Raw genomic sequence first — 25,541 nt, 5'->3', positions numbered from 1 at the left:
GAATCTTCCTAACGGCCGGTCGCGCGTACGGTGTCGCGGACGGCGGTGACGAGCGACTCGGCCGACGGCAGGGCGGCCAGTTCGAGCGGCTTGGAGTAGGGGAGCGGCACCTCGGCCATCGCGACCCGGCGCACCGGCGCGTCGAGCCAGTCGAACGCTCCCTCCTGGATCGTCGCGGCGATCTCGGCGCCGATGCCGTACGTGAGCCAGTCGTCCTCGGCGACGACGGCGCAGCCGGTGCGGCGGACGGACTCGACGACGGTCTCGCGGTCCAGCGGGCGCAGGCTGCGCAGGTCGACGATCTCGGCGTTGATGCCCTCGGTGGCCAGCTTCTCGGCCGCCTCGGCGGCGACGTGGGCCATCCGCGAGTAGGCGACGATCGTCACGTCGGTGCCCGGCCGGGTGACGGCGGCCCGGCCGATCTCGGCGGGCTCCAGGTCGTCGGGCACCTCGCCGCGCGTGTTGTACAGCGCGAGGTTCTCCAGGAACAGCACCGGGTCGTCGTCGCGGATCGCGGCCCGCAGCATCGAGGACGCCTCGGCGGGCGTGCTGGGCGCGAGGACCTTCAGGCCCGGGATGAACGAGTAGAACAGCTCGACGTTCTGCGAGTGCGTGGCGCCGAGCTGCTGGCCGCCGCCACCGGGCGTGCGGATCACCATCGGCACGCTGCACTGCCCGCCGAACATGCCGTAGATCTTGGCGGCGTGGTTGACGATCTGGTCCAGCGCGAGCAGCGAGAAGTTGATCGTCATGATCTCGACGACGGGGCGCAGGCCGAGCATGGCCGCGCCGATCGCGGCGCCGACGAAGCCCTCCTCGGCGATCGGGGTGTCGCGGACGCGCTTGGGCCCGAACTCCTTGAGCAGCCCCTCAGTGATCTTGTACGAGCCCTCGAAGACGCCGATCTCCTCGCCCATGACGAAGACGTTCTCGTCGCGCAGCATCTCGTCGCGCAGGGTGTCCCGGAGGGCCTGGCGGTAGGTCATGGTCGCCATGTGAATCTCCTCAGAAGACCGGGTCGGCCGGCAGGCGGCGGGACTCGCCATGCACGGGCGTGGCGTAGGTGTAGTCGAAGAGCGTGGACACGTCCGGGTGCGGGCTGTCGTCGGCGAACGCGGCCGCGTCGTCGACCTCGGCCTTGACCTCGGCGTCCAGCTTCTCGCGCGCCTCCGCGTCCAGGACGCCGGCCTCCTCCAGCGCGAGCCCGAAGTGGGCGAGCGGGTCGGCGGCCTTGAGCGCGTCCTTCTCCTCCGCCGTGCGGTAGCGGGCCGGGTCGACGACCGAGTGGCCGCGCAGGCGCGGGCTCGTCGTCTCCAGCAGGAACGGCTTGTGCTCGGCCCGGGCCCGCTCGACCGCAGCCCGCGCGGCCTCCCGTACGGCGACGACGTCGGTGCCGTCGACGCGGGCGCCCTCCATGCGGTACGCCGCGGCCCGGCGGTACAGCTCCGGCTCGGCCGAGGAGTTCTCGACCGTGGTGCCCATGCCCAGGCCGTTGTTGACGACCACGAAGACGACCGGCAGGTCCCAGAGGGCGGCCATGTTCAGCGACTCGTGGAACGCGCCGATGTTGGTCGTGCCGTCGCCCATCTGGCACATGACGACCTCGTCGCCGCCCTTGTAGGACACGGCGAGCGCCGCGCCCGTGGCAAGGGGGAGCTGGCCGCCGACGATGCCGTACCCGCCGAGCAGTCGCGACTCCAGGTCGAACATGTGCATCGAGCCGCCCCAGCCCTTGGAGACGCCCGTGCTCCGGCCGTACAGCTCGGCCATGACCCGGCGGGCGTCGATGCCGCGGGCGAGGGCGTAGCCGTGCTCCCGGTAGTTCGTGAACAGGTAGTCACGAGGCTCCAGCGCGGCCATCAGCCCGGTGACCGTCGCCTCCTCACCGAGATTCAGGTGGCAGTAGCCACCGATCTTGGCCTCGGTGTAGGCCCGGGCGGCGCGCTCTTCGAACCTGCGGATCAGCAGCATCTGCCGGTAGTACGCGACCAGCGTCTCCGGCTCGGGCTGTGCCACGCGAGTCTTGGCCCGTCGTGCCGGGGTCCTCGTCTTGGTGTCACCCATCGAGGTCTTCCCTTCGTGTCCGGGCGCTTCGATGGGGTTCCCATGAGCCGCGCCCATACAATCAGGAGGCGATTATCTATGATCGATCATAGATCAGCGATAAGAAGGGTTTTACCACGTAGGGGGCGGCTACCATTGAGTAACATGAACGCGTCTGCCCCGCTGGTGCGCACCGGCCTCGGCGACCAGATCCGCCAGGTCCTGATCGACGGCATCACCTCGGGCCGCTGGGCCCCCGGCGAGCGTATCGTCGAACGCCGCATCGCGGCCGAGCTCGGCGTCAGTCAGGCACCCGTCCGGGAGGCGCTCCGCCATCTCGAGGCGCTCCGCCTGATCGAGACGCTGCCCAACCGGGGCGCGAGAGTGCGCGATTTCACAGACGAGGATCTCGCGGAGGTCTTCCCGGTCCGCGCGGGCCTGGAGGAGACCGCTGCCGACCTCGCCGTGCGCCGGATGGCCGGCCGGGTCGAGGCGCTCGAGGCCCACATCGCGCGCCTGGCCGCCGCCACCGACCGGGACGAGGAGATGCGGCACAGCATCGCGTTCCACCGCGAGATCGTCGAGGCGTCCGGCAACCGCCTGCTGCGGTCGGTGTGGCAGTCGCTGGGCATCGAGGTGTGGACGGCCCTGTCCCTGCGGCGCCGGGGCACCGAGCTGTGCGGCAAGGCCGCCGAGCACACCCACATCACCGAGGCGTTCCGCCGGTGCGACCCCGCCGTCGGCCGCATGGTCCACGCCCACGTGATGAGCTACGCCCCCTGACGCGAGAGGCCGGGTCGCCAACACCGAAAGCCGCCGGGTGAGTCGCCGCTTCTCCTGGCCTCCGCGGGCATCGGCAGCACGCCGATGATCAGCATGCTGGCCCACCTGGCGGCCACCGGGTCCACCCGGCAGGTGATCGCCGTGCACGCCGACCGCTCCCAGCGCACCCATGCCTTCCGCGACGAGCTCGGACTCCTCGTCGACAAGCTGCCGCGTGCCGAGGCGCACATCTGGTACGAGCGACCCGAGGTCGCCTGGCCGGCGGGCCGTACGGGACTGGCCGACCTGTCGGGGATCGACATCCCCGAGGACACCCGCGCCTACCTGTGCGGCCCGGTGCCCTTCATGCGCTCGATCCGGTCCCAGCTCCTGGACCTCGGTGTTCCGGCGGATCGCATCCACTACGAGCTGTTCGGCCCGGACCTGGGGCTCGCGACCGCGGCCTGACCGCGTCGCCGCCGGGACCGCCGGTGCGTGCCGACTCCAAAATCGATGCCAAAACCGCGCCGCGCCCGGTGACGCGGTGCGGTGCGGGGGGACGCATTCGGGGGCGGGAGGGCGCGATGAGGACGGTTGCCGGACCGACGGACAAGGTGATCGTCGTCGGCGCGGGGCTGGGCGGCCTGGCCTGTGCGATCCATCTGGTCGCGGCCGGGCGCGATGTCACCGTGCTGGAGCGGACGAGCGCGCCGGGCGGACGCTGCGGTGAACGCAGGGACGGAGACTTCCGGTTCGACACGGGGCCGACCGTGTTGACGATGCCCGAACTGCTGGACCGTACGATGGCGGCGGTCGGGGAGCGGTCGGCCGACTGGGTGGATCTGGTGCGGCTGGACCCGGCCTACCGGGCGCACTTCCCGGACGGGTCGACCCTCGACGTGCGGGCCGCCACGACGGACACCGCCGCCGAGATCGGACGGCTGTGCGGCCTCCGGGAGGCCGACGGGTTCCTCAGGTTCGTCGACTACGCGAGCCGGCTCTACGACATCTGCTGGGACGCCTTCATCGACCGCAACCTCGACGGCCCGCTCGACCTCGCCGGCCCGAGCCTGGCGCGCCTCACCGCCTCCGGCGGGTTCGGCCGGTTGTCCCGGCGCATCGGCACCTTCTTCGCCGATCCGCGCACCCGGCGGGTGTTCTCCTTCCAGGCGCTCTACGCCGGAGTGCCGCCGCACCGGGCCCGGGCCCTGTACGCGCTGATCTCCTATCTGGACACCGTGGCCGGCGTCTACTATCCGCGCGGCGGCATGCACGCCGTCGCCCGGGCGCTCGCCGCCGTGGCCGCCAAGCACGGTGTCGACATCCGCTATGACCACGAGGTCGCCGGCGTCGACCTGGTCCAGGGCCGGGCCCGCGCGGTACGCCTGGCCGACGGTACCCGGCTGCCCGCCGACGTGGTGGTCCTCAACCCGGACCTTCCGGTGGCCGCCGCCGAGTTGCTGGGGCGGCCACTGCGCCGACGGCTGCGATACTCACCGTCCTGCGTCCTGCTGCACCTCGGCGTCGCCGCCGGCTACCCGCACCTCGCCCACCACAACATCCATTTCGGCCGACGATGGCGCGCGACGTTCGACGAGATCACCCGGCACGGCCGTACGATGAGCGACCCGTCGCTGCTGGTGTGCAACCCGAGCATCACCGAGCCGGCCATGGCGCCGCCCGGAGCGCGGGGCCTCTACGTACTGGCCCCGGCGCCCAACCTCACCGCCGGCATCGACTGGCGCCGCACCGGGCCGCGCTATGTCGAGCACCTGATCGACACGCTGGAGCGACGCGGCTACCGCGGCCTGTCGGGAGCGACCACGGTGCGCAACGTCGTCCTGCCGTCCGACTGGGCGGCGGCGGGCATGGCGGCCGGCACCCCGTTCGCGCTGGCGCACACGGTCGGCCAGACGGGGCCATGGCGCCCCGCGAACCTCGCGCCGCGGCTGGAGAACGTGGTGTTCGTCGGTTCGGGCACGCAGCCGGGGGTCGGCGTGCCCATGGTGCTGGTGTCCGGCCGGTTGGCCGCCGAACGCGTCACCGGACCCGTCCCGCGCCGATAGCCTCTGCGGCGACTGGAGAACACGGACTGCGGGCCCGCGTGAAGGCCGGATCAACTCTCGATCTTCGGGTAGGCCCGGTGATCCGACAAAGGCCTCGCCGAGATCGCCTTCATCGTCGCGTTCGGGGTACTGCTGGACACGCTGGTCGTCCGGTCCCTCCTGGTACCCGCTCTCTTCCGGGACATCGGCGATGCCACCCGGTGGCCGCACACGGTCGCGGCCGAAGCACTGGACCGGGAGGTCGTGAGATCGGCCGAGACCTGGCAGAGCCCGTCTCGTGGGCGCCGGAGAGGTGAACGTACGGGCGTGATCAACCCGGCCGTGACCACAGGCCCTAGCATCGGGTCCATGGGGCGCCCTAATGATGACGTCGCGGCTCTGTTCCAGGAGTTCGCCGACCTGCTGTCGATCACCGGTGAGGCGGCGTACAAGGTGCGCGCCTACGAGAAGGCCGCGCGGGCCATCGGCGGCCACCCCGACGACGTCACGGCGCTCGACCTGAAGGGGCTGCGCACGATCCCGAACGTCGGCGAGGCGATCGCCGAGAAGATCCTCGACTACCAGCAGACCGGCACGATCCGGCAGCTCGAGGCGCTGCGCGAGCGCATCCCCACCGGGGTCCGGGCCCTCACCGCCATCCCGACCCTCGGGCCGAAGAAGGCGATGGTGCTCTACGAGGAGCTCGGGATCTCCTCGGTCGAGGAACTCGCCGAGGCGATCCCGGCCGGCCGGCTGACCGGGCTGAAGGGCTTCGGCGCCAAGACCGAGGAGAACATCCTCCACGGCATCGAGCTGCTGCGGAGCCAGGGGGAGCGGGCGCTCATCGACGTCGCCACCGAGCTCGCCGCGGAGATCGTCGCCGAGTTGTCCCCGCTCGCCGGCCGGTGCGCGGTCGCCGGGTCGCTGCGGCGGTGCCGCGAGACGATCGGCGACATCGACATCCTCGCCACCGCCGACGACTCCGGTCCGCTCATGGCGGCGTTCACCGCGCTCCCACTCGTCACCGAGGTGATCGGCAGCGGCGAGACGAAGACCTCCGTCCGTACGGTCAAGGGGATCCAGGTCGACCTGCGGGTCGTGCCGCCGGAGTCCTGGGGCGCCGCGCTGCAGTACTTCACCGGGTCCAAGGCGCACAACGTCCGCACCCGCGAGATCGCCGTACGGGCCGGGCTGAAGCTCTCGGAGTACGGCCTGTTCTCGGTCGAGACCGGCGAGCTCATCGTCTCCGCCACCGAGGAGGACGTCTACGCCCGGCTCGGGCTCCCGTGGATCCCGCCGCCCCTGCGCGAGGACGAGGGCGAGATCGAGGCGGCCCTCCGCGGGGAGCTGCCCCGCCTCGTCGAGCTCACCGATCTGCGCGGCGACCTGCACACCCACACCGACCTGACCGACGGCGTCGCCTCGCTGGAGGACATGGTCGCCGCCGCGGCCGCGCGCGGCAACGAGTACTACGCGATCACCGACCACGCGCCGAACCTCTTCATGCAGCGCATGACGGACGAGAAGATGCTCGCCCAGCGCGAGGCCGTCCACGCCCTGCAGGAGCGGTACCCGAAGATGGCGCTGCTGCACGGCACCGAGCTGAACATCGACCCCGACGGCGAGGTGGACTGGCCGGCCGAGTTCCTCGCGGGCTTCGACGTGTGCGTCGCGTCCGTGCACTCCCACTTCACCCAGGACCGGGCGGCGATGACCCGCCGGCTCGTCCGCGCGGTGGAGAACCCGCACGTGCACATCATCGGTCACCCCACCGCCCGCAGCATCGGCCGCCGCGCCCCCGTCGACGCCGACTGGGAGGCCGTGTTCGCCGCGTGCGCGCGATCCCGGACGATCCTGGAGATCGACGCCTTCCCCGACCGGCTCGACCTGCCCGCCGACCTGATCCGGCACGCCCGGCGGCACGGCGTGAAGTTCGCGATCGACAGCGACGCGCACGCCCCGGGACACTTCGACAACCTCCGGTACGCCGTCGGCACCGCGCAGCGCGGCTGGCTCACCCCGGACGACGTCGTCAACACCTGGCCGCTCGACCGCCTGCGCGCCTACCTCCGGGGCGACTGAACCCCGAGCGCGCCGGACGGGCCCGACGCGCGGACGGCCGTCGCGGACGGACCTGCTCCGCGCCGTACGAGGCGGCTACCGGCGGTCGGGCTCGGCGGTGCCGGGGGAGCCGGTGCGGACGAGCGAGGCGAGCAGCGCGAGGGCTTCGGCGGACGGGGTGCCGGGATCGGCGTGATAGATCACCAGCAGTAGTCCGTCCGTGCCCGTGACGGCCAGCTTCTCGCGCCGGAGACGCAGATCGCCGACCCTCGGATGGCGGATGAGGCCCGTCCCGCTCGTACCGCGGCGTACGTCATGCCGGGCCCAGAGCGTCCGGAAGCGTTCGCTCGTCCGCGAGAGCTCGCCGACGAGCGCCCTCAGGCGGGCGTCGTCGGAGTCGGCGTCCACCTCGGCGCGCAGTTGGGCGACGACACCGGCCGCGTTCTCGTCCCAATCGGGGTGATACTCCTGCGCCACGGGGTCGGTGAAGAGGGCGCGGAGGCGGTTCACCCCGGGTGTCATCAGGGGCGAGAGGCGGCGTCCAGCCGCAGCACCTCGGCGAGCGCGTCGAGGACCTGGGCCGACCGGGCCTCCCCCCGGGCCGCGAAGAGGGCCGCGGCCGGTGGCGCGACGACACCTTCGCGCCACCGACCGCCGTCCGGCCTCCGGCGCACCGCCGTCGCACCACCGGCCGCCGTCGCGACGGCGGTGCGCGCCGGTGCGGCACCTTCACGTCAGGTGAATGCGGAGTACACGCGGCCGACACCTTCGCTCAAGCCGGAGAGAACCCCCGCCCCTCTACGATCGGCCCGCGACCGCAGCGCGTTGAGCCACCGTTCAGGTGCCATTGCGGTGACGCTCAGTTCGACGCCTTCGGGGAGGCCACGGTTGAGTTTGCTGGGCTGGCCGCTGCTCGTCCTGTCGATCCTGCTGGCACTGGCCGCGCCGGTCGGCTGCGTGCTGCTGTGGGGACGAGCGCGGGGCACGACCGTCCTGCCGATCAGGGCGGCGCTCATCCTGGTCTGCCAGGTCACGGCGGTCCTCCTCGCCGGCGTCGGCCTCAACGACCACTTCCAGTTCTTCGCGTCCTGGAACGACCTGCTCGGCCAGAACGGCGCGGACGCGCCCATCCAGCAGCAGAACGGCGGATCGCAGCCACTCGCCCGCGGGCTTTCCAAGCGGCTGCGCAACGACTTCCGGCCCGACCGATCCGATCAGGCGCTCTCGGCCGACCTGGTCGGCGCCAAGTCGGGTATCCGCAGCAAGATCTGGGTGTGGCTGCCGCCGCAGTACCACCGGCACCCGCAGCAGCGGTTCCCGGTCGTCGAGCTGTTCCCCGGCTTCCCCGGAACCCCGATCACCTGGTTCCACACGATGCAGGGGCCGAAGAAGCTGCAGGAGGCGATGAAGCAGGGCGCCGCGCAGCCGTACATCCTCGTCGCGCCCACCATCACCGTCGTGCCGGGCCACGACACCGAGTGCACCGACGTGCCGGGCGGCCCCAAGGTCGCCACGTGGCTCACCGACGACGTCCGGCGCATCGTCACCGAGAACTTCCGCGCCCTGCCCGGTCGTGACGCCTGGGGGACGATGGGCTACTCGACGGGCGGCTACTGCGCCGCCAAGCTCGCCACGGAACACTCCCATCTGTTCCGGGCGGGGGTCAGCCTCTCCGGTTACTTCGCCGCCTACAGCCCGGCGCTGGCCAGGCTCCCGGGCGCCGACCTCCCCGCGCTGCTGCGGACCAGGCGCCCGGCGGTGGACCTGCTGCTGACCGCGAGCAAGCAGGATCCGGGCACCACGACGGCGGTGAACTCGATGGTCCAGGCGGCCCGCGCGCCCTCGATCGTCTACACGTACGTCGTGCCGCGCGGCGGCCACAACACCGGCGTCTGGACGGCCATGCTCCCCAAGTGCTTCCAGTGGCTCACCACCAAGCTCACCCACGCGGCCTGACCACCGAGCGGCGGCCGGCCGAACCGAACGCTCGGCGAAGAGCCCGCGGGAGCCGGACGTTCCGCCCGGAACCGGGCGCGCGAACCCACGATCGCCGAGCGCCGTGCGCGCCCCGGCCGCCTCCCTCGGCGGATCAGCCGCCGAGGGAGGCGGCCGGGGCGGTGTCGCGCGTCGCCGGTGCGGGCTCGGCGGCCGGGGCCGCCGGCATGCCGCCACGGTCGCGGAGGGCGAACAGGACCCGGAGGGTGGCGATCCACACCAGGGCCGCGCCCAGCACGTGGGCGACGACGAGTGCGCCGGGGACGTTGGTGAAGTACTGCACGTAGCCGATGACGCCCTGCGCCAGCTCCACCACCAGGAGCTCCACCGCGCGCCGTTGGACGTGCTTCGGGGCGTTGGTCAGCCGCAGGCCCAGGAGCAGCGCGAAGGTCAGCCCGACCGTGGCCCAGACGATGTCCGCGTGGAGCTGGGCGACCTGCTCGATCTGGAAGTCATAGCGCCGGGCCTTGGGATCCCCGGCGTGCGGCCCGGTGCCGGTCACCACGGTGCCCGCCACGAGGAGCAGGAAGACCACGCCGGTCAGGGCGCGGCCCAGCCAGACCAGCTCCTGCCGGACGAGGGGCCGGGCGCGGTCGTCGCCCTCGCTCGCGCGCACCCACAGCACCACGGCCGCCGCGAGGATGGCCGGCGACAGCAGGAAGTGCACGGTCACCGAGACCGGGTGCAGGTCGGTGAGCACGACGATCCCGCCGACGATCGCCTGCGCGACCACGCTGAGGGGCTGGATCGCGGCCAGCCGCACCAGGTCCCTGCGCCGGGGGCGCAGCCGCAGCGCCGCGACGAAGACCGCCAGGCCGAGCGCGAGCACCAGGAAGGTCAGCATCCGGTTGCCGAACTCGATCGCCATGTTGACGGCCGAGTGCTGCGGGGTGTGCGTCGGCACCAGGCTGGTGCCGGTGCACTTCGGCCAGGTGGGGCAGCCGAGGCCCGAGCCGCTGACGCGCACGGCCGCGCCCGTCGCCATGATCAGGGCGTTGCCCGCGACGCTCGTGAGGGCCAGCCCGCGCAGGGAGGCGGGCGTGGGACGCCACACGAGATCACGGAGCCGGGCCAGCGGGTTGTCGGATCGCACGCCCTTCATCGTACGAGCGCCCCGCCATGCCCGGGATCCGGGTCCCCGCCCGGGCGGTCAGGCCTCGGGGGCTTCGGGCGGGGAGTCCTGGAAGCGGGTGGCGCCGACACAGGCGGCGATGACGCAGCCGATCGCCAGCCACTCGCGCCACACCAGGACCTCGCCGAGGAAGACGAGGCCGACCAGGGCGGCGACCGCAGGCTCGACGCTCATGAGGATGCCGAACACGCGGGCCGGCATGCGCCGCAACGCCTCGAGCTCCAGGCTGTAGGGGATGACCGACGACAGCAGTCCGACGCCGAGCCCGATCAGGAGAATCTTCGGGTCGAGCAGCGTCGAACCGCCGGTGGCGATCCCGACGGGCATGATGGCGATCGCGCCGACGACGCTCGCGATGGCCAGGCCGGTCGACCCGGAGAACCGCTTGCCCGTCGCGCCGCTCAGCACGATGTACGCCGCCCAGCCCACCGCCGCGAGCAGCCCGAACGCCACCCCGGCCAGCGGGACGTCGCCGCTGCCGTGGGCGAGCATCGCCACTCCGCCCAGCGCCAGGACCGCCCACAGCAGGTCCAGCCGGCGTCGGGACGCGACGATGGCCACGGTGAGGGGTCCCAGGAACTCGATCGTCACCGCGACGCCGAGCGGAATGCGGGCCATCGCCTGGTAGAAGCTGAAGTTCATCCCGGCGAGGGTGAGGCCGAACAGCACGGCGATCCCGATGTCGCGCCAGGAGTGCAGGCGCCGCAGGTCGCGCAGCGCGGACCGGGCCATCACCGAGAGCACGATGGCCGAGGTGGCCAGGCGCAGCATCACGATGGCGTCCGGCGAGATCTGGCCGAAGAGGTTCTTGGCGAGGCCCGCGCCGACCTGCACCGAGACGATGCCCAGCAGGATCAGGGCGGGCGGCGGGACCGAGCCGAGGGACAGCCGGAGACCGGTCGGCCGGGACCGGACCGACCCGGCTCCGTCATACGAGCCGGGGGCGTCGGCGAGCGCCATGCGTCACTCCCAGGAGAAGAATCGTGCGGCGAGAGCGAGGCCGAGCACCGCCCACACGGCGAGGATCACCAGATCGCGGGCGGGGAGCCCGGCACCGTGCTGCAGTACCTGGCGCAGCCCGTCGGCGAGCGCGGAGATCGGTAGCAGTTCGAGGACCGACCGTACGCCCCCGGAGAATCTTGTCAACGGGAATATGACGCCGCCGAGGGCCAGCAGGAGGATGTAGACGAGGTTCGCGGCGGCCAGGGTCGCCTCGGCGCGCAGGGTGCCCGCCATCAGCAGCCCGAACCCGCTGAACGCCGCCGTGCCCAGGAGAATCAGCAGGATCACGGTCGCCGGATTCCCGTGCGGGCTCCAGCCGAGCGCGACCGCCACGACGCAGATCACCAGCGCCTGCAGGACCTCGACGGCCAGCACGGTGAGCGTCTTGGCGATGATCAGCCCGGACCGGGGGAGCGGCGTCGCGCCGAGGCGCTTGAGCACGCCGTACCGGCGCTCGAACCCGGTGCCGATGGCCTGCCCGGTGAACGCCGTGGACATCACGGCCAGCGCCAGCACGCCCGGCGTGAGGAAGTCGACACGCCGGCCCGCGCCCAGGTCGAGCAGCGGCGCGCTGCTGAACAGGAGCAGCAGCGCGACGGGGATGATCAGGATCAGCAGCAGCTGCTCGCCGTTGCGCAGCAGCGTGCGCAGTTCGTACGCCGTCTGCGCCCGGACCATGTGGGACCTCGGCGCCGCACCGGGCGAGGGGGTGAAGGTCAGGTCCGTCACGAGCGGAGCTCCCGTCCGGTCAGTTCGAGGAAGACGTCTTCGAGGGTGCGGCGTTCGATTCGCAGGTCCTCGGTCATGACGCCGTTGGAGGCGCACCAGGCGGTCACGGTGGCCAGCAGCTCGGGGACGAGGTCGCCCTCGATGACGTAGTGGCCGGCCGGGGACTCCTTGGCGATCGTCGCGGGCGGCAGCGCGGACAGCAGCTCGTCCAGGCCGAGCCCGGGACGGGCGCGGAAGCGCAACTGGCGTTCGGCGCCGGTCAGCGAGGACGGCGGGCCCGAGGCGATGACCCGGCCGTGGTCGACGATGACGACCTCGTCGGCGAGCCGTTCGGCCTCGTCCATGTGATGGGTGGTCAGGATGACCGCGACGCCGGCGGCCTTCAGGTCCTCGATGAGCTCCCACGTCGCGTGGCGGGCCTGCGGGTCGAGGCCGGCGGTCGGTTCGTCGAGGAACACCAGCTCGGGGCGGCCGACCACCGCGGCGGCGAGGGCCAGGCGCTGCTGCTGGCCGCCGGACAGGCGGCGGTACGAGGTCCGGGCCGAGGAGGTCAGCCCGAGACGGTCGAGCAGCGCGGCGGGGTCCAGGGGACTGGCGTAGAAGCTCGCGATCAGGCGCAGGAACTCGGCGGCGCGGGCGTTCGTCGGCACGCCCCCCGACTGCAGCATCACGCCGATGCGCGTCTTGAGCTCGGGGTCCCGGGGATCGCGATTGAGCACGCGCACGCTGCCGGAGTCCGCGCGCCGGTAGCCCTCGCAGATCTCGACGGTGGTCGTCTTGCCCGCTCCGTTCGGCCCGAGCAGGGCCGTGACCTCGCCGTATCGGGCGCCGAAGGAGAGGCCGTCGGCCGCGGCCGTCATGCCGTAGCGTTTGACCAGGTCATTGACTGCGACGGCGAGGGGCTCCATGGACCCGAGTCTAGGAGGGACCGCCCGCGAGGGAGGCGGGCACCCCTGACCATCGATCTGAATATTGATTCAGTCGAGCGCATGGCGATACAGTCTTGCCCATGTCTCTGGGAGGTCACATGCTGCGCGGCCGGAGCTTCTGCAAGGAGCTCGACTTCACCGCCGAGGAGTTCCGTTCGCTCGTCGACCTGGCCGGCGAGCTGAAGGCGGCCCGGCGGGCGGGTGCCGAGCGGCCCCGTCTGACCGGCCGCAACATCGCGCTGATCTTCGAGAAGACGTCCACCCGCACGCGCAGCGCGTTCGAGGTGGCGGCGCACGATCAGGGCGCGCACGTGACGTACCTCGACCCGGCCGGCTCGCAGATCGGGCACAAGGAGTCGGTGAAGGACACCGCGCGGGTGCTGGGCCGGATGTTCGACGGCATTCAGTACCGCGGCCGCCGGCAGGAGGACGTCGAGACCCTCGCCGCGTACGCCGGGGTCCCGGTCTGGAACGGTCTCACCGACGAGTGGCATCCGACGCAGAGCCTGTGCGACGCGTTCACCATGGCGGAGTGCGCGGCCAAGCCGATCGAGGAGATCGCCTTCGCCTATCTCGGCGACGCGCGCAACAACATGGGCAACTCCCTCCTCGTCATGGGGGCGCTGCTCGGCATGGACGTCCGCCTCGTCGCGCCCGGCGGCCTGCTGCCGTCCGCCGACGTGCAGGCGGCCGCCCGTGACCTGGCCGAGCGCAGCGGAGCCCGGATCACGCTGACGGACGACGTCGGCGAGGGCGTCCGCGGCGCCGACTTCCTGCACACGGACGTGTGGGTGTCGATGGGCGAGCCCAAGGAGGTCTGGGCCGAGCGCATCGCGCTGCTCACGCCGTACCAGGTCAACGCCAAGGTGCTCGCCGCGACGGGGAACCCGTCGGTGCGGTTCATGCACTGCCTGCCGGCGTTCCACGACCGGGCGACGACGGTCGGCGAAGAAATCTACGCGCAGTTCGGCCTGGAGGAGCTGGAGGTCACCGACGAGGTCTTCGAGTCGGAGGCGTCGATCGTGTTCGACCAGGCCGAGAACCGCCTGCACACCATCAAGGCCGTCCTGGTGGCCACCCTCGCCGGAACGGATTGATCAGGGATTTATATAAGCAACTGATATTGTTCGTGGCGCACCTCAGCACGCCGACCGCCGCGCAGCGGCTCCAGGGGACCACGATGAGCCACGAGACCACTGACATCCGCCCCGCCGGACCGCGCCCGTTCCCGTTGGAACCGGCACCGATCCACGTGCCCGACGACGTGCTCGCCGACCTCCGGCACCGTCTCGAGCTGACGCGCTGGCCGCTCGACGCGGGCAACGAGGACCGGTACTACGGCGTGGACCGTGCCTACCTGCAGGAGCTCGTCGACTACTGGCGCACCGGCTTCGACTGGCGCCGGGCCGAGGCCGCGATCAACGCCTATGAGCACTACCGCGTCGAGGTCGAGGGCGTGCCGGTGCACTTCATGCGTCGGCCCGGCGTCGGCCCGGACCCGACCCCGCTGATCCTCACGCATGGCTGGCCCTGGACGTTCTGGCACTGGTCGAAGGTGATCGACCCCCTCGCCGACCCCGGCGCGTACGGCGGCGACCCGGCCGAGGCGTTCGACGTCATCGTCCCCTCGTTCCCCGGGTTCGGCTTCTCCGGCCCGCTGCCGGACCACCCGGACATGAACTTCTGGAAGGTCGCCGACCTCTGGCACGTCCTCATGACCCGGATCCTCGGCCACGACCGGTACGCCGCCGGGGGCTGCGACGTCGGGGCAATGGTCACCGGCCAGCTCGGGCACAAGTACGCGGCCGAGCTGTACGGCATCCACATCGGCTCCGGCCAGAAGCTCACGCTGTTCAATGGCGACCGGGGCTGGGACCTCAGCGGCGGCCGCCCCATCCCCGACGGCCTGCCCGCCGACATCCGCGCGCAGCTCGTCGCGTTCGAGAAGCGCTTCGCCGTCCACCTCGCGGCGCACGTCCTCGCTCCGAGCACGCTCGCGTACGGGCTGTCGGACTCACCCGCGGGAATGCTCGCCTGGATCCTCGAACGCTGGATGACCTGGAGCGACAACGGCGGCGACATCGAGACCGTCTTCTCCAAGGACGACCTGCTCACCCACGCCATGATCTTCTGGGTGACCAACTCGATCGGCACGTCGATCCGTACCTACGCCAACAACAACCGCTATCCGTGGACCCCGTCCCACGACCGGCAGCCGCCCATCGAGGCGCCCACCGGCATCACCTTCGTCGGCTACGAGAACCCGCCCGGCGTGAGCACCGACCGCCGGGTCGAGCACTTCGCGAACAGCGACCGCGGCCCCTGGTACAACCACGTCAACCTCACCGCCCACGACCACGGCGGTCACTTCATCCCCTGGGAGATCCCCGGCCAGTGGGTCGACGACCTGCGGCGTACGTTCCAGGGCCGCCGATAGGCAGCGGGCCGGCCCCGCCTGGCCGGGGACGCTTCGACGCTCGTTTGAACGATTGCGGGCAAGCATCGGGGCATGCTGACGCTGAGATCCACATCCGAGCCGCGGCAGCGCACCCGAGCGCTGCCGCTGGTCGCCATCTGCCTCGGCTACTTCATGGTGATCATCGACGCCACCGCCGTGAGCCTGTCGCTGCCCGCACTGGGCCGCGACCTCGGCGGCGGCCTCGGTGTGCTCCAGTGGGTGGTCGACGGCTACACCCTGGCATTCGCGACCCTGCTGCTGTCGGCGGGCGCGCTCGGTGACCGGGTGGGACCCCACCGGGTGTTCTGCGCCGGCCTGACGCTCTTCACCGTCGCCTCGGCGGCCTGCGGGCTGGCGCCGACCGCGGGCGCCCTGGTCGTGGCCCGGCTGGTCCAGGGCGCTGCGGCCGCCATCCTCGTCCCGTCCTCGCTGGCGCTGCTGCAGGCGGCGCACCCCGACCCCCGGGCGCAGGCCCGCGCCGTCGGCGTGTGGGGCGGGGTGGCGGGGATCGCGGCCGCCTTCGGCCCGGTGGTCGGCGGGGTGCTGACCGACGCGGCGAGCTGGCGCCTCGTCTTCTTCGTCAACGTGCCGATCGGCCTGGCCGCCCTCCTGCTCACCGTCCGGTACGTCGTACGGCCCGAGGGGCACGGGCGGCGGGGCCTCGACCTCGGGGCGCAGGCCGCCGCGGTCGCCGCGCTGGGCCTGCTGACGTTCGCGCTGATCCAGGCGCGGACCCGCGGCTGGGTCTCGCCCATCGTGCTCGGCGGCCTGGCGGTCGCGGTGCTGTCCGCCGCGGCGTTCGTGGCGGTGGAGCGCCGTTCGGCCGACCCGATGCTGCCGCTCGGCCTCTTCCGGAGCGCGGCGTTCTCCGGCGGCAACGCGGTGGGCCTGCTGATCAACCTCGGCTTCTACGGTCAGCTCTTCGTCGTCAGCCTGTTCTTCCAGGACGTACGGCGGATGAGCCCGACGCCGGCCGGCCTGGCGCTGGTGCCCGAGGGCATCCTGGTGTCACTGGCCTCGTTCCTGTCCGGGCGGATGACGGGCCGGTCCGGCACCCGGCCGACCATGCTGATCGGCCTGGTCACGGGGGCGGCCGGACTGTTCGCGCTGATGGCCGTCGGCCGGAGCACGCCGTACCCCCTGCTCATGATCCCGCTGCTCGCGGCGGGCTTCGGGATGGCGTTCACGATGCCGGCCGCCACGACCACCGTCGTCGGGGCCGCGCCGCCGGAGCGGGCCGGCGTCGCCTCCGGGGCGATCAACGCGGCCCGGCAGGTGGGGAGCACGGTCGGCGTCGCGCTGCTCGGCACGCTCGGGGCCGGGGGTCGCCTGGCCGCGCCGATGGCGGGCGCGGGCGCGGCGTTCCTCGCCGGGGCCGTCGTCGTGGCGATCTTCGTACGGAGCCGTCCGCGCAGGTGAGGCAAGGCTCGCCTAAGTGAGCCAGATAACCGGAGCCGGTTTGTCTTAGGGGAAGGAATTAGGCCACACTGATGTTGTGAAATACGTGACCGAGACGACGAGCAACGACCCGGCGGCCGCCGGCGTGCCCGCGCTCGGTCCGAACCACGCGGAGCGCACCACCCGCGCCCGCGTGGCACGGCTGATTCTTGAACATGGTCCCATCAGCGCCTCGGCGCTCGGACAGCGGCTCGGGCTCACGCCCGCGGCCGTGCGCCGCCACCTCGAGACCCTCCTCGCCGAGGGGATGATCGAGGAGGGGCGGAGCCGTCCGCAGTCGAGGCGCGGGCGCGGCCGTCCGGCGAAGCTGTTCGCCATCACCGACGCCGGGCGCAGCGCCTTCGTGCACGCCTACGACGACTTGGCGGCCAACGCGCTGCGGTTCCTGGCCGACAAGCTCGGCGAGGACGCCGTCGCGGAGTTCGCTCTCCGCCAGGTGGGCGACCTGGAGGCTCGCTACGGCGCGTCGATCCGGGCCGTACCGCCGCAGCAGCGGGTGCGCGCGCTGGCGGAGGCGCTGTCCGCGGACGGCTATGCCGCCTCGGCCAGCACCGCGCCGGCGGGCGGGCAGCAGCTCTGCCAGCACCACTGCCCGGTCGCGCACGTCGCGGCCCGGTTCCCGCAGCTGTGCGAGGCGGAGACGGCGGCGTTCGGGCGGCTGCTCGGCGTTCCCGTCCAGCGGCTGGCCACGATCGCGCACGGCGATGGAATATGCACGACCCACGTGACGTCACGTGAACTGACCGAAAAACCCGAAAAGATCGACAAGCAGGAGTCCGGAGGCACCTCCGTATGACCACGGCAGCCCACCCCGAGCTCGAGGGGCTCGGCAAGTACAAGTTCGGCTGGGCCGACCCCGACGTGGCCGGCGCCTCGGCCCGTCGCGGGCTGTCCGAAGAGGTCGTCCGCGACATCTCGGGGAAGAAGAACGAGCCCGACTGGATGCTCGACCTCCGTCTGAAGGGCCTGCGCCTGTTCGGCAAGAAGCCGATGCCGACGTGGGGCGCCGACCTCTCCGACATCGACTTCGACAACATCAAGTACTTCGTCCGGTCGACGGAGAAGCAGGCCGCGTCGTGGGACGAGCTCCCGGCCGACATCAAGAACACCTACGACAAGCTCGGCATCCCCGAGGCGGAGAAGCAGCGCCTGATCGCCGGCGTCGCGGCCCAGTACGAGTCCGAGGTCGTGTACCACCAGATCCGCGAGGACCTGGAGAAGCAGGGCGTCATCTTCCTCGACACCGACACCGGCCTGCGGGAGCACCCGGAGATCTTCCAGGAGTACTTCGGCTCCGTGATCCCGGTCGGCGACAACAAGTTCGCCGCACTCAACTCGGCGGTGTGGTCGGGCGGGTCGTTCATCTACGTGCCGCCGGGCGTGCACGTCGAGATCCCCCTGCAGGCCTACTTCCGGATCAACACCGAGAACATGGGCCAGTTCGAGCGGACGCTGATCATCGTCGACGAGGGCGCGTACGTTCACTACGTCGAGGGCTGCACCGCGCCGATCTACAAGTCCGACTCGCTGCACTCCGCGGTCGTCGAGATCGTCGTGAAGAAGAACGCGCGCTGCCGCTACACGACCATCCAGAACTGGTCGAACAACGTCTACAACCTCGTCACCAAGCGCGCCGTCTGCTACGAGGGCGGCACGATGGAGTGGATCGACGGCAACATCGGCTCCAAGGTCACGATGAAGTACCCGGCGGTCTACCTCATGGGCGAGCACGCCAAGGGTGAGACGCTGTCCATCGCCTTCGCTGGCGAGGGCCAGCACCAGGACGCCGGCGCCAAGATGGTGCACGCCGCGCCCAACACCTCCTCGACCATCATCTCCAAGTCGGTGGCGCGCGGCGGCGGCCGTACGAGCTACCGCGGCCTGGTCCAGGTGCAGGAGGGCGCCGAGCACTCCAAGTCGACCGTCAAGTGCGACGCACTGCTGGTCGACCAGATCAGCCGGTCCGACACCTACCCCTACGTCGACGTCCGCGAGGACGACGTCGAGATGGGCCACGAGGCCACCGTCTCGAAGGTCTCGGAGAACCAGCTGTTCTACCTCATGAGCCGCGGCCTCACCGAGGACGAGGCGATGGCGATGATCGTGCGCGGCTTCGTCGAGCCGATCGCGCGCGAGCTGCCGATGGAGTACGCGCTCGAGCTGAACCGCCTGATCGAGCTGCAGATGGAAGGAGCGGTGGGCTGATCATGGGTCTGGAGACCAAACCGCTGTCCACCCTCCACGAGCACTCCTCGTACGACGTGACCGACTTCGCCGTCCCGACCGGGCGCGAGGAGGAGTGGCGCTTCACCCCGCTGCGCCGGCTGCGCGACCTGCACAAGGGCGCGGCGGCCGACGGCAAGGTGATCGTGGACGTGTCCGCGGCGCCCGAGGTCACCGTCGAGACGGTGGGCCGCGACGACGAGCGGGTCGGCAAGGCGTACGTCCCGGCGGACCGCGTCAGCGCGCAGGCGTACGCCTCGTTCGCCCACGCGACCGTCGTCACGGTGCGCAAGGAGATCGTGGCCACCGAGCCGACCGTCCTCACGCTGCGCGGCGAGGGCGGCGGCGTCGCGTACGGTCACACGACCGTCATCCTGGAGCCGTTCGCGCAGGCGACGGTCGTGCTGGAGCACACCGGCTCGGCCGCCTACGCCGACAACGTCGAGTTCGTCGTCGGCGACGGCGCCGCGCTCACGGTGTTCAGCCTGCAGAACTGGGCGTCGGACGCCGTGCACCTGTCCCACCAGCACGCGAAGCTGGGCCGGGACGCACGGTTCAAGAGCTTCACCGTCAGCCTGGGCGGCGACGTCGTGCGCATCGCCCCGTCGGTCGCGTACGACGCGCCGGGTGGTGACGCCGAGCTGTACGGCGTGTACTTCGCCGACGGCGGTCAGCACCTCGAGCACCGCCTGCTCGTCGACCACACCCAGCCGAACTGCCGTAGCCGCGTCGACTACCGGGGCGCGCTGCAGGACGAGGACGCGCACGCCGTCTGGATCGGCGACGTGATCATCCGGGCCGAGGCCGAGGGCACGGACACCTACGAGCTGAACCGCAACCTGGTGCTCACCGACGGCACGCGGGTCGACTCGGTCCCCAACCTCGAGATCCTCACCGGCGAGGTCGCCGGCGCGGGCCACGCCTCGGCGTCCGGCCGCCTCGACGACCAGCACCTGTTCTACCTCCAGGCGCGGGGCATCCCGTACGACACCGCCCGGCGGATGGTCGTGCGCGGCTTCCTCGGCCAGCTCGTCGACAAGATCGACGTTCCGGAGCTCAAGGAGCGCGTGCTGGCCGCGATCGACGAGGAGATCGATCGATGAGCTTCACGCGCGCCTGCGCGCTGTCCGAGCTGCCCGCCGAGGGCGCGCTCGCGGTCGAGATCGACGGGACCCCGGTGGCGGTCGTCCGCGCCGGCGAGGACGTCTACGCCCTGCGCGACGTCTGCTCGCACGCCGAGGTCGCGCTCAGCGAGGGCGAGGTCTACAACCACACGATCGAGTGCTGGCTGCACGGCTCGTGTTTCGACCTGCGTACCGGCAAGCCCACCAACCCGCCGGCCACGCAGCCGGTTCCCACGTACCCAGTGAAGATCGAGGGCGACGACGTGTACGTGTCGCTCAAGGAGTCCTGAAACCACCATGGCCACGCTTGAGATTCGCGACCTGCACGTCTCCGTCGAGGACAAGGAGATCCTCCGGGGCGTCGACCTGACCGTTAAGGCGGGCGAGACCCACGCCATCATGGGGCCGAACGGCTCCGGCAAGTCCACCCTCGCCTACGCCATCGCCGGCCACCCGAAGTACACCGTCACCAGCGGCGAGGTCCTCTTGGACGGCGAGAGCGTCCTGGACATGCCCGTCGACGAGCGCGCCCGCGCCGGGCTGTTCCTCGCGATGCAGTACCCCGTCGAGGTGCCGGGCGTGTCGGTGTCGAACTTCCTGCGCACCGCCGTCACCGCGGTGCGAGGCGAGGCGCCTAAGCTGCGCGAGTTCTCCAAGGAGATGCGCTCGGCAATGGCCGAGCTGCAGATCGACCCCGCGTTCGCCCAGCGCAACCTGAACGAGGGCTTCTCCGGCGGTGAGAAGAAGCGCCACGAGATCCTTCAGCTCGAGATGCTCAAGCCGAAGGTCGCGGTGCTCGACGAGACCGACTCCGGCCTCGACATCGACGCGCTCAAGGTCGTCTCCGAGGGCGTGAACCGGTTCCGCTCCGGCGAGACGGGCGTGCTGCTGATCACGCACTACACCCGCATCCTCCGTTACGTGAAGCCGGACTTCGTGCACGTGTTCGCCGCCGGCCGCGTCGTCGAGCAGGGCGGCCCGGAGCTGGCCGAGCTGCTGGAGACCGAGGGCTACGAGAAGTTCACGAAGGCAGGCGCGTCCGCGTGAGCATCGACGTCGAGCGGATCCGGGCGGACTTCCCGATCCTGACCAGGACCGTCCGCGACGGACAGGCCCTGGTCTACCTCGACAGCGCGAACACCTCGCAGAAGCCCCGCCAGGTGATCGGCGCGATCGAGGACTACTACGCCCGGCACAACGCGAACATCCACCGGGCGACGCACCAGCTCGGCGAGGAGGCGACCGAGGCGTACGAAGGCGCCCGGATCAAGGTCGCGAACTTCATCGGCGCGGGCAGCGAGACCGAGGTGGTGTTCACCAAGAACATCTCCGAGGGCATCAACCTCGTCGCGTACGCCATGGGCAACGCGGCCACCGCCGGCCCGGAGGCCGAGCGGTTCCGCGTCGGCCCGGGTGACGAGATCGTCATCACCGAGATGGAGCACCACTCCAACATCGTGCCGTGGCAACTCCTCGCCCAGCGCACCGGCGCGACGCTCCGCTGGTTCCGGGTGACCGACGACGGCCGACTCGACCTGAGCGACATCGACGAGCTCATCAACGAGCGCACGAAGATCGTCGCGGTCGCGCACCAGTCGAACGTCCTCGGCACGATCAACCCGATCCGCCTCATCGCGGACAAGGCGCACGCGGTCGGCGCGCTCGTCCTCGCCGACGGAGCTCAGGCCGTGCCGCACATGCGGGTGAACGTCCAGGAGCTCGGCGTCGACTTCTACGGGTTCACCGCGCACAAGCTGTGCGGCCCGACCGGCATCGGGGTGCTGTGGGGCCGCGCCGAGCTGCTCGAGACGCTGCCGCCGTTCCTCGGCGGCGGCGAGATGATCGAGACCGTGGCGATGGAGGGCTCGACGTTCGCGCCGCCGCCGCACAAGTTCGAGGCCGGCACGATGCCGATCGCCGAGGCCGCCGGGCTCGGCGCCGCGATCGACTACCTCGAGTCCGTGGGCATCGACGACATCGCGGCCCAGCAGCACGAGCTGCTGGCCTACGCCCTCAAGTCGCTCACCGCGGTGGAGGGCGTGCGGATCCTCGGGCCCACCGAGGCCGAGGACCGCGGCACCGCGATCTCCTTCACCCTGGAGGGGCCGGACGGCCGCGAGATCCATCCGCACGACGTCAGTCAGGTGCTGGACGCCCACGGCATCGCCGTGCGCGCCGGTCACCACTGCGCGCGCCCGCTGCACCGGCGCTTCGGGGTGACCGCGAGCACCCGGGCGTCGCTGTACTTCTACAACACCCCGGCCGACGTGGACGCGCTGGTCGAGGGACTGCGGGAGACGCAGAAATTCTTCGGCAGCGCCTGACGTTGCACCCCCCATCGGCCGCCTGAGAAGGGAAGCAGATGCAGCTCGAGTCGATGTACCAGGAGATCATCCTGGACCACTACCGGAACCCGCACCACAAGGGTCTCCGGGAGCCGTACGACGCCGAGGTGCACCATGTGAACCCGACCTGCGGTGACGAGGTGACCCTGCGCGTCCGCCTCGACGGCGACGCGGTCGCCGACGTGTCGTACGACGCGATGGGCTGTTCGATCAGCCAGGCCAGCGCCTCGGTGATGACCGACCTCATCATCGGCAGGCCGGTGAAGGACGCGATGGTGACCGGCGACGAGTTCCTCAAGCTGATGCAGTCGCGCGGGCAGCTCGAGCCCGACGAGGACATCCTCGAGGACGCCGTCGCCTTCACCGGAGTGTCGAAGTACCCCGCCCGTATCAAGTGCGCCCTGCTCGCCTGGATGGCGTGGAAGGACGCGACCGCGAAAGCCATGGAAGGCAGCGACGCATGAGCGACACGAAGGCCGCCGAGGACGACGTCCTCGAGGCGATGAGGGACGTCGTCGACCCCGAACTCGGGATCAACGTGGTCGACCTGGGCCTCGTCTACGGCGTCAACATCGACGACGGCAACGTCGTCACGCTCGACATGACGCTCACGAGCGCGGCCTGCCCGCTCACCGACGTGATCGAGGACCAGACGGCGAGCGCCCTCGAGGGCCTGGCCGAGAAGGTCACGATCAACTGGGTGTGGCTGCCGCCGTGGGGCCCGGACAAGATCACCGAGGACGGCCGCGAGCAACTGCGCGCCCTCGGCTTCAACGTCTGAGCCCTCTCACTCCAACCCGGCATGCCGGCGCCAGCCCGCCGGCTGCTGGGAGTTGGCGATCCACTGGTCCGTGTAGCGCAGGACCGTGGTCAGCGCGTCGAGCGCACCGGCGGGCCCGCCGGTGCGCCACGAGGTCTCCACGATCGGGTGGGGATCGGGGTGCGGGGTCTCACAGCGGCAGGCGATGGTCAGGCTCGCCCCGATCCGGCAGTGGTTCGGGTAGAAGTCGATCGACTCCATCCGGATCGCCACCTCGAGCCAGTCGTCGCCGGCCTCGTACGTGTGGCAGTCGTAGATGCGATGGGCTGGCGGATGCCACATCCATTGACCGGGCCGCGGCCTGTCCCTCGCGCCCTGGGCCGACGGAGCCGGATGGCGGGCCTGCCACTGGCCGGTGAGGGTGAGGAAACGGGCGCGGACCTCCGCGCCGTCCCACGCCGGCCCGAAGACTGCGGCCAGCGGGAGCGCCCGGGGCCATATCCACACCGCGACGGCGTGATCGTCGGGCGGATTTCTCACTGGGCAATCATGCCGCGACCGTACGGTCCGGCGCACGTTCACGGTCGATCGAGACGACCTCGTGACGGTGCCCGGTCACCGGGAGGAGAAGGCAGCGTGGAGACCTTCACGAACTGGCGGACCTGGGAGCAGGCCCGCGCCGCCCTGACGTCGCAGCCCATCGACGTCGAGGCGCTGGACCGGGCCGCCCAGGCCGCGCTGCGCTGGCACGGCGAGCAGCGGCGGCCCACCGGCACGCCGTACGCCGAGCACCTGTTCGAGGCGCTCGAGGTGCTGGTCCGCGGCGCCGGCGTCACCGACACGGACGTGCTCGTGACCGCCCTGCTGCACGACACGGTGGAGGACACGGACGCGACACTGGCCGACGTCGAGGCCGCGTTCGGCCCGGAGGTCGGGGAACTGGTGGACTGGGTGACCAAGCCGCCGGTGGAGGGCAAGGCCGCCAAGCGCGCCGCGAAGGTCGCCTACCTGCGGCGGCTGCGCGACGCGCCCCGCGAGGCGATCCTCGTCAAGCTCGCCGACCGGGTCAGCAACGTCCAGACGCTCGACCGGATGCCGCCGGACTTCCAGCGCCGCTACCACGCCGAGACGGTCACCTACATCGTGCCGCTCGCCGCGAACGAACCCTGGTTCGCCGGCTGGTTCGCGGCCTGGCAGCAGCGATTCGCCCACCTGCGCTGACGGCCTGCGAGATGATCGTCCGATGGAACGCCAGTGGACGGTCGAGGAGAGCGTCGTCATCGACGCGGCGCCGGAACGCGTGTACGAGGCGGTGGCCGACCCGCGCCGGATGGGGGAGTGGAGCCCGGAGGTCTTCGCGGTGTGGGTGCGCGGCCGCCGGGTGGTCCCCGGACTGAGCTTCGTCGGATTCAACCGGATCGGCGCCCGCGTGTGGTTCACCACCTGCCGGGTCACCGAGGCCGTCCCGGGCAGGGCGTTCGCCTTCCGGGTGACGACCTTCGGCGTCCCGGTGGCCGTGTGGGGCTACCGGGTCGAGACGACCGATGACGGCTCGATCCGCCTCACGGAGCACTGGGAGGACCTGCGGCAGGCGGGCCGGGGAGCGGCGTTCGCGTCCCTGCTCGGCCGGGTCTTCACCGGCGTCCCCGCCGACGGACGCGCCGAGGTCAACCGGCAGGGCATGCGCACGACTCTCACCCGGATCAAGACGGCTCTGGAAGCCTCATGACCGGTGGACCTGGAACGCCGCGAAGCTCTGGGCGACGGGCATCAGTTCGATGACGTTGATGTTGACGTGGGCCGGCAGTGACGACGCCCACGATACGGCCTCGGCGATGTCGTCGGGGCCGAGCGGCCGCATCCCCGTGTAGACGGCGTCGGCCCTCTCTCGATCCCCGCCGAAGCGCACGGCGGAGAACTCGGTGCCGCCGCACATGCCGGGTTCGACACAGGTGACGCGGACGCCCGTGCCGTGCAGGTCGCTGCGCAGGTTCTGGCTGAACTGGTGGACGAACGCCTTGGTCGCGCCGTAGACGTTGCCGCCGGGATAGGGATGGGTCCCGGCGACCGAGCCCACGTTGACCACGTGACCCCGGCCGCGCGCCACCATGCCGGGCAGGATCGCGCGGGTGCAGTACATGAGGCCCCGGCAGTTGGTGTCGAGCATCTGGTCCCAGTCGTCCAGGTCGGCGTCCTGCGCGGGCTCCAGCCCCTTGGCGAGGCCGGCGTTGTTGACCAGCAGGTCGATGTCGGCGAACGCGGCGGGCAGGGCGGCGATCGCGTCCTCGACCGCCGACCTGTCCCGGACGTCGAGCTCGAGCGGGTGCACCATGCCCGGGTGGTCGGCCGCCACCTCGGCGAGCAGGCCCGTCCTTCGCGCCGACGCGACGACGCGCGTGCCGCCGGCCGCGAGGCGGCGGGTGATCGCGGTGCCGAACCCGGTGCTCGCACCGGTGACGAATGCGGTCATGGCCA

28 protein-coding genes are annotated in these 25,541 nt (G+C 71.3%); 18 read left to right on the top strand and 10 right to left on the bottom strand.

The annotated features are described in order from the left end of the window. Positions 1-8 precede the first annotated feature (8 nt). Both ABD978_RS02025 and pdhA read right to left on the bottom strand, forming a co-directional pair. Entirely contained in the window at positions 9-995 is a 987-nt protein-coding gene (locus tag ABD978_RS02025; protein WP_345347197.1) for an alpha-ketoacid dehydrogenase subunit beta, read from the bottom strand. A 10-nt stretch (positions 996-1,005) separates the two neighbouring features. Beyond that, complete coding sequence (gene pdhA / locus ABD978_RS02020) at positions 1,006-2,064, bottom strand: pyruvate dehydrogenase (acetyl-transferring) E1 component subunit alpha (RefSeq protein ID WP_345347194.1); 1,059 nt, start codon at positions 2,062-2,064, stop codon at positions 1,006-1,008. 144 nt (positions 2,065-2,208) lie between these two features. On the opposite strand from pdhA, the gene ABD978_RS02015 reads away from it, so the two are divergent. The 4 genes from ABD978_RS02015 (at position 2,209) to polX (ending at position 6,932) form a co-directional block, all read left to right on the top strand. Further along, positions 2,209-2,826, top strand: coding sequence for a GntR family transcriptional regulator (locus ABD978_RS02015; protein WP_345347191.1), 618 nt, complete (start codon positions 2,209-2,211; stop codon positions 2,824-2,826). Positions 2,827-2,880: 54 nt separating this feature from the next. Continuing rightward, a complete protein-coding gene (locus ABD978_RS02010; RefSeq protein WP_345347455.1) occupies positions 2,881-3,273 on the top strand; it encodes a ferredoxin reductase domain-containing protein in 393 nt (130 codons plus the stop codon). Positions 3,274-3,389: 116 nt separating this feature from the next. Then, entirely contained in the window at positions 3,390-4,871 is a 1,482-nt protein-coding gene (crtI, locus tag ABD978_RS02005; protein WP_345347188.1) for a phytoene desaturase family protein, read from the top strand. A gap of 348 nt (positions 4,872-5,219) precedes the next feature. Further along, positions 5,220-6,932, top strand: coding sequence for a DNA polymerase/3'-5' exonuclease PolX (gene polX, locus ABD978_RS02000; RefSeq protein WP_345347185.1), 1,713 nt, complete (start codon positions 5,220-5,222; stop codon positions 6,930-6,932). A gap of 75 nt (positions 6,933-7,007) precedes the next feature. Here polX and ABD978_RS01995 read toward each other — a convergent pair whose 3' ends face one another. Next, entirely contained in the window at positions 7,008-7,421 is a 414-nt protein-coding gene (locus tag ABD978_RS01995) for an MmyB family transcriptional regulator (protein ID WP_345347182.1), read from the bottom strand. A gap of 11 nt (positions 7,422-7,432) precedes the next feature. Next, positions 7,433-7,585: a hypothetical protein gene (locus ABD978_RS01990; protein WP_345347179.1), complete on the bottom strand. Its 153-nt coding sequence runs from the start codon at positions 7,583-7,585 to the stop codon at positions 7,433-7,435. A 214-nt stretch (positions 7,586-7,799) separates the two neighbouring features. On the opposite strand from ABD978_RS01990, the gene ABD978_RS01985 reads away from it, so the two are divergent. Continuing rightward, positions 7,800-8,867 (top strand): alpha/beta hydrolase, encoded by a 1,068-nt coding sequence (locus ABD978_RS01985; RefSeq protein ID WP_345347176.1) that lies wholly within the window; start codon positions 7,800-7,802, stop codon positions 8,865-8,867. A 133-nt stretch (positions 8,868-9,000) separates the two neighbouring features. Here the strand turns inward: ABD978_RS01985 and ABD978_RS01980 are convergent, their stop codons facing one another. Genes ABD978_RS01980 through ABD978_RS01965 form a run of 4 tightly spaced genes read right to left on the bottom strand, consistent with a single transcriptional unit; the run spans position 9,001 to position 12,677 of the window. Further along, entirely contained in the window at positions 9,001-10,008 is a 1,008-nt protein-coding gene (locus tag ABD978_RS01980; protein ID WP_345347173.1) for a COX15/CtaA family protein, read from the bottom strand. Between the two features lie 48 nt (positions 10,009-10,056). Next, positions 10,057-10,998 carry an EamA family transporter gene (locus ABD978_RS01975; protein ID WP_345347170.1) on the bottom strand — a complete coding sequence of 314 codons (942 nt, stop codon included), beginning with the start codon at positions 10,996-10,998 and terminating at the stop codon, positions 10,057-10,059. Between the two features lie 3 nt (positions 10,999-11,001). Then, positions 11,002-11,718: an ABC transporter permease gene (locus ABD978_RS01970; RefSeq protein WP_345347452.1), complete on the bottom strand. Its 717-nt coding sequence runs from the start codon at positions 11,716-11,718 to the stop codon at positions 11,002-11,004. Between the two features lie 47 nt (positions 11,719-11,765). Next, complete coding sequence (locus ABD978_RS01965) at positions 11,766-12,677, bottom strand: ABC transporter ATP-binding protein (RefSeq protein WP_345347167.1); 912 nt, start codon at positions 12,675-12,677, stop codon at positions 11,766-11,768. Between the two features lie 101 nt (positions 12,678-12,778). Between ABD978_RS01965 and argF the strand changes: the two genes are divergently transcribed. From argF to ABD978_RS01910, 11 genes are all read left to right on the top strand, one after another. After that, entirely contained in the window at positions 12,779-13,795 is a 1,017-nt protein-coding gene (gene argF / locus ABD978_RS01960; protein WP_425550660.1) for an ornithine carbamoyltransferase, read from the top strand. A 32-nt stretch (positions 13,796-13,827) separates the two neighbouring features. Beyond that, positions 13,828-15,135: an epoxide hydrolase family protein gene (locus tag ABD978_RS01955; protein WP_345347164.1), complete on the top strand. Its 1,308-nt coding sequence runs from the start codon at positions 13,828-13,830 to the stop codon at positions 15,133-15,135. A 72-nt stretch (positions 15,136-15,207) separates the two neighbouring features. Further along, positions 15,208-16,575, top strand: coding sequence for an MFS transporter (locus ABD978_RS01950; protein ID WP_345347161.1), 1,368 nt, complete (start codon positions 15,208-15,210; stop codon positions 16,573-16,575). A 76-nt stretch (positions 16,576-16,651) separates the two neighbouring features. After that, a complete protein-coding gene (locus tag ABD978_RS01945) occupies positions 16,652-17,410 on the top strand; it encodes a helix-turn-helix transcriptional regulator (RefSeq protein ID WP_345347158.1) in 759 nt (252 codons plus the stop codon). Continuing rightward, complete coding sequence (sufB, locus tag ABD978_RS01940) at positions 17,407-18,819, top strand: Fe-S cluster assembly protein SufB (protein ID WP_345347155.1); 1,413 nt, start codon at positions 17,407-17,409, stop codon at positions 18,817-18,819. Before ABD978_RS01945 ends, sufB begins: the two co-directional genes overlap by 4 nt. A 2-nt stretch (positions 18,820-18,821) precedes the next feature. Next, positions 18,822-19,940 carry a Fe-S cluster assembly protein SufD gene (sufD, locus tag ABD978_RS01935; protein WP_345347152.1) on the top strand — a complete coding sequence of 373 codons (1,119 nt, stop codon included), beginning with the start codon at positions 18,822-18,824 and terminating at the stop codon, positions 19,938-19,940. Then, a complete protein-coding gene (locus tag ABD978_RS01930; protein ID WP_345347149.1) occupies positions 19,937-20,251 on the top strand; it encodes a non-heme iron oxygenase ferredoxin subunit in 315 nt (104 codons plus the stop codon). The genes sufD and ABD978_RS01930 overlap by 4 nt, the downstream gene beginning before the upstream one ends. Before the next feature lie 7 nt (positions 20,252-20,258). Beyond that, positions 20,259-21,008, top strand: a complete 750-nt coding sequence (sufC, locus tag ABD978_RS01925; protein WP_345347146.1) for a Fe-S cluster assembly ATPase SufC — start codon at positions 20,259-20,261, stop codon at positions 21,006-21,008. Next, entirely contained in the window at positions 21,005-22,285 is a 1,281-nt protein-coding gene (locus ABD978_RS01920; RefSeq protein WP_345347143.1) for a cysteine desulfurase, read from the top strand. The genes sufC and ABD978_RS01920 overlap by 4 nt, the downstream gene beginning before the upstream one ends. A 38-nt stretch (positions 22,286-22,323) precedes the next feature. Continuing rightward, positions 22,324-22,770: a Fe-S cluster assembly sulfur transfer protein SufU gene (gene sufU, locus ABD978_RS01915; RefSeq protein ID WP_345347140.1), complete on the top strand. Its 447-nt coding sequence runs from the start codon at positions 22,324-22,326 to the stop codon at positions 22,768-22,770. Further along, positions 22,767-23,087, top strand: coding sequence for a metal-sulfur cluster assembly factor (locus tag ABD978_RS01910; protein WP_345347137.1), 321 nt, complete (start codon positions 22,767-22,769; stop codon positions 23,085-23,087). The genes sufU and ABD978_RS01910 overlap by 4 nt, the downstream gene beginning before the upstream one ends. Positions 23,088-23,093: 6 nt before the next feature. Here the strand turns inward: ABD978_RS01910 and ABD978_RS01905 are convergent, their stop codons facing one another. Then, positions 23,094-23,606 (bottom strand): hypothetical protein, encoded by a 513-nt coding sequence (locus tag ABD978_RS01905; protein WP_345347134.1) that lies wholly within the window; start codon positions 23,604-23,606, stop codon positions 23,094-23,096. 96 nt (positions 23,607-23,702) lie between these two features. On the opposite strand from ABD978_RS01905, the gene ABD978_RS01900 reads away from it, so the two are divergent. Together ABD978_RS01900 and ABD978_RS01895 are read left to right on the top strand one after the other, a co-directional pair. Beyond that, positions 23,703-24,287, top strand: coding sequence for an HD domain-containing protein (locus ABD978_RS01900; protein ID WP_345347131.1), 585 nt, complete (start codon positions 23,703-23,705; stop codon positions 24,285-24,287). 22 nt (positions 24,288-24,309) lie between these two features. Next, positions 24,310-24,795 (top strand): SRPBCC family protein, encoded by a 486-nt coding sequence (locus ABD978_RS01895; protein WP_345347128.1) that lies wholly within the window; start codon positions 24,310-24,312, stop codon positions 24,793-24,795. On the opposite strand, the gene ABD978_RS01890 is transcribed toward ABD978_RS01895, so the two are convergent. Next, positions 24,790-25,536, bottom strand: coding sequence for an SDR family NAD(P)-dependent oxidoreductase (locus tag ABD978_RS01890; RefSeq protein ID WP_345347125.1), 747 nt, complete (start codon positions 25,534-25,536; stop codon positions 24,790-24,792). The two genes, ABD978_RS01895 and ABD978_RS01890, sit on opposite strands and share 6 nt — an antisense overlap. Positions 25,537-25,541 lie beyond the last annotated feature (5 nt).

The organism is Actinoallomurus liliacearum (assembly GCF_039542035.1).
GTDB classification, from domain to species: Bacteria; Actinomycetota; Actinomycetes; order Streptosporangiales; family Streptosporangiaceae; genus Actinoallomurus; species Actinoallomurus liliacearum.
The sequence above is the reverse complement of the archived record's forward strand: the minus strand, read 5'-3'. Positions and strand labels throughout refer to the sequence as shown.

Bases quoted from the DNA above. Each gene is read 5' to 3' on its own strand.
- ABD978_RS02025 (WP_345347197.1), bottom strand. From the start codon at position 995: ATGGCGACCATGACCTACCGCCAGGCCCTCCGGGACACCCTGCGCGAC.
- pdhA (WP_345347194.1), bottom strand. From the start codon at position 2,064: ATGGGTGACACCAAGACGAGGACCCCGGCACGACGGGCCAAGACTCGC.
- ABD978_RS02015 (WP_345347191.1), top strand. From the start codon at position 2,209: ATGAACGCGTCTGCCCCGCTGGTGCGCACCGGCCTCGGCGACCAGATC.
- crtI (WP_345347188.1), top strand. From the start codon at position 3,390: ATGAGGACGGTTGCCGGACCGACGGACAAGGTGATCGTCGTCGGCGCG.
- polX (WP_345347185.1), top strand. From the start codon at position 5,220: ATGGGGCGCCCTAATGATGACGTCGCGGCTCTGTTCCAGGAGTTCGCC.
- ABD978_RS01980 (WP_345347173.1), bottom strand. From the start codon at position 10,008: ATGAAGGGCGTGCGATCCGACAACCCGCTGGCCCGGCTCCGTGATCTC.
- ABD978_RS01975 (WP_345347170.1), bottom strand. From the start codon at position 10,998: ATGGCGCTCGCCGACGCCCCCGGCTCGTATGACGGAGCCGGGTCGGTC.
- ABD978_RS01970 (WP_345347452.1), bottom strand. From the start codon at position 11,718: ATGGTCCGGGCGCAGACGGCGTACGAACTGCGCACGCTGCTGCGCAAC.
- ABD978_RS01965 (WP_345347167.1), bottom strand. From the start codon at position 12,677: ATGGAGCCCCTCGCCGTCGCAGTCAATGACCTGGTCAAACGCTACGGC.
- argF (WP_425550660.1), top strand. From the start codon at position 12,779: ATGTCTCTGGGAGGTCACATGCTGCGCGGCCGGAGCTTCTGCAAGGAG.
- ABD978_RS01950 (WP_345347161.1), top strand. From the start codon at position 15,208: ATGCTGACGCTGAGATCCACATCCGAGCCGCGGCAGCGCACCCGAGCG.
- sufB (WP_345347155.1), top strand. From the start codon at position 17,407: ATGACCACGGCAGCCCACCCCGAGCTCGAGGGGCTCGGCAAGTACAAG.
- sufD (WP_345347152.1), top strand. From the start codon at position 18,822: ATGGGTCTGGAGACCAAACCGCTGTCCACCCTCCACGAGCACTCCTCG.
- ABD978_RS01930 (WP_345347149.1), top strand. From the start codon at position 19,937: ATGAGCTTCACGCGCGCCTGCGCGCTGTCCGAGCTGCCCGCCGAGGGC.
- sufC (WP_345347146.1), top strand. From the start codon at position 20,259: ATGGCCACGCTTGAGATTCGCGACCTGCACGTCTCCGTCGAGGACAAG.
- sufU (WP_345347140.1), top strand. From the start codon at position 22,324: ATGCAGCTCGAGTCGATGTACCAGGAGATCATCCTGGACCACTACCGG.
- ABD978_RS01910 (WP_345347137.1), top strand. From the start codon at position 22,767: ATGAGCGACACGAAGGCCGCCGAGGACGACGTCCTCGAGGCGATGAGG.
- ABD978_RS01895 (WP_345347128.1), top strand. From the start codon at position 24,310: ATGGAACGCCAGTGGACGGTCGAGGAGAGCGTCGTCATCGACGCGGCG.
- ABD978_RS01890 (WP_345347125.1), bottom strand. From the start codon at position 25,536: ATGACCGCATTCGTCACCGGTGCGAGCACCGGGTTCGGCACCGCGATC.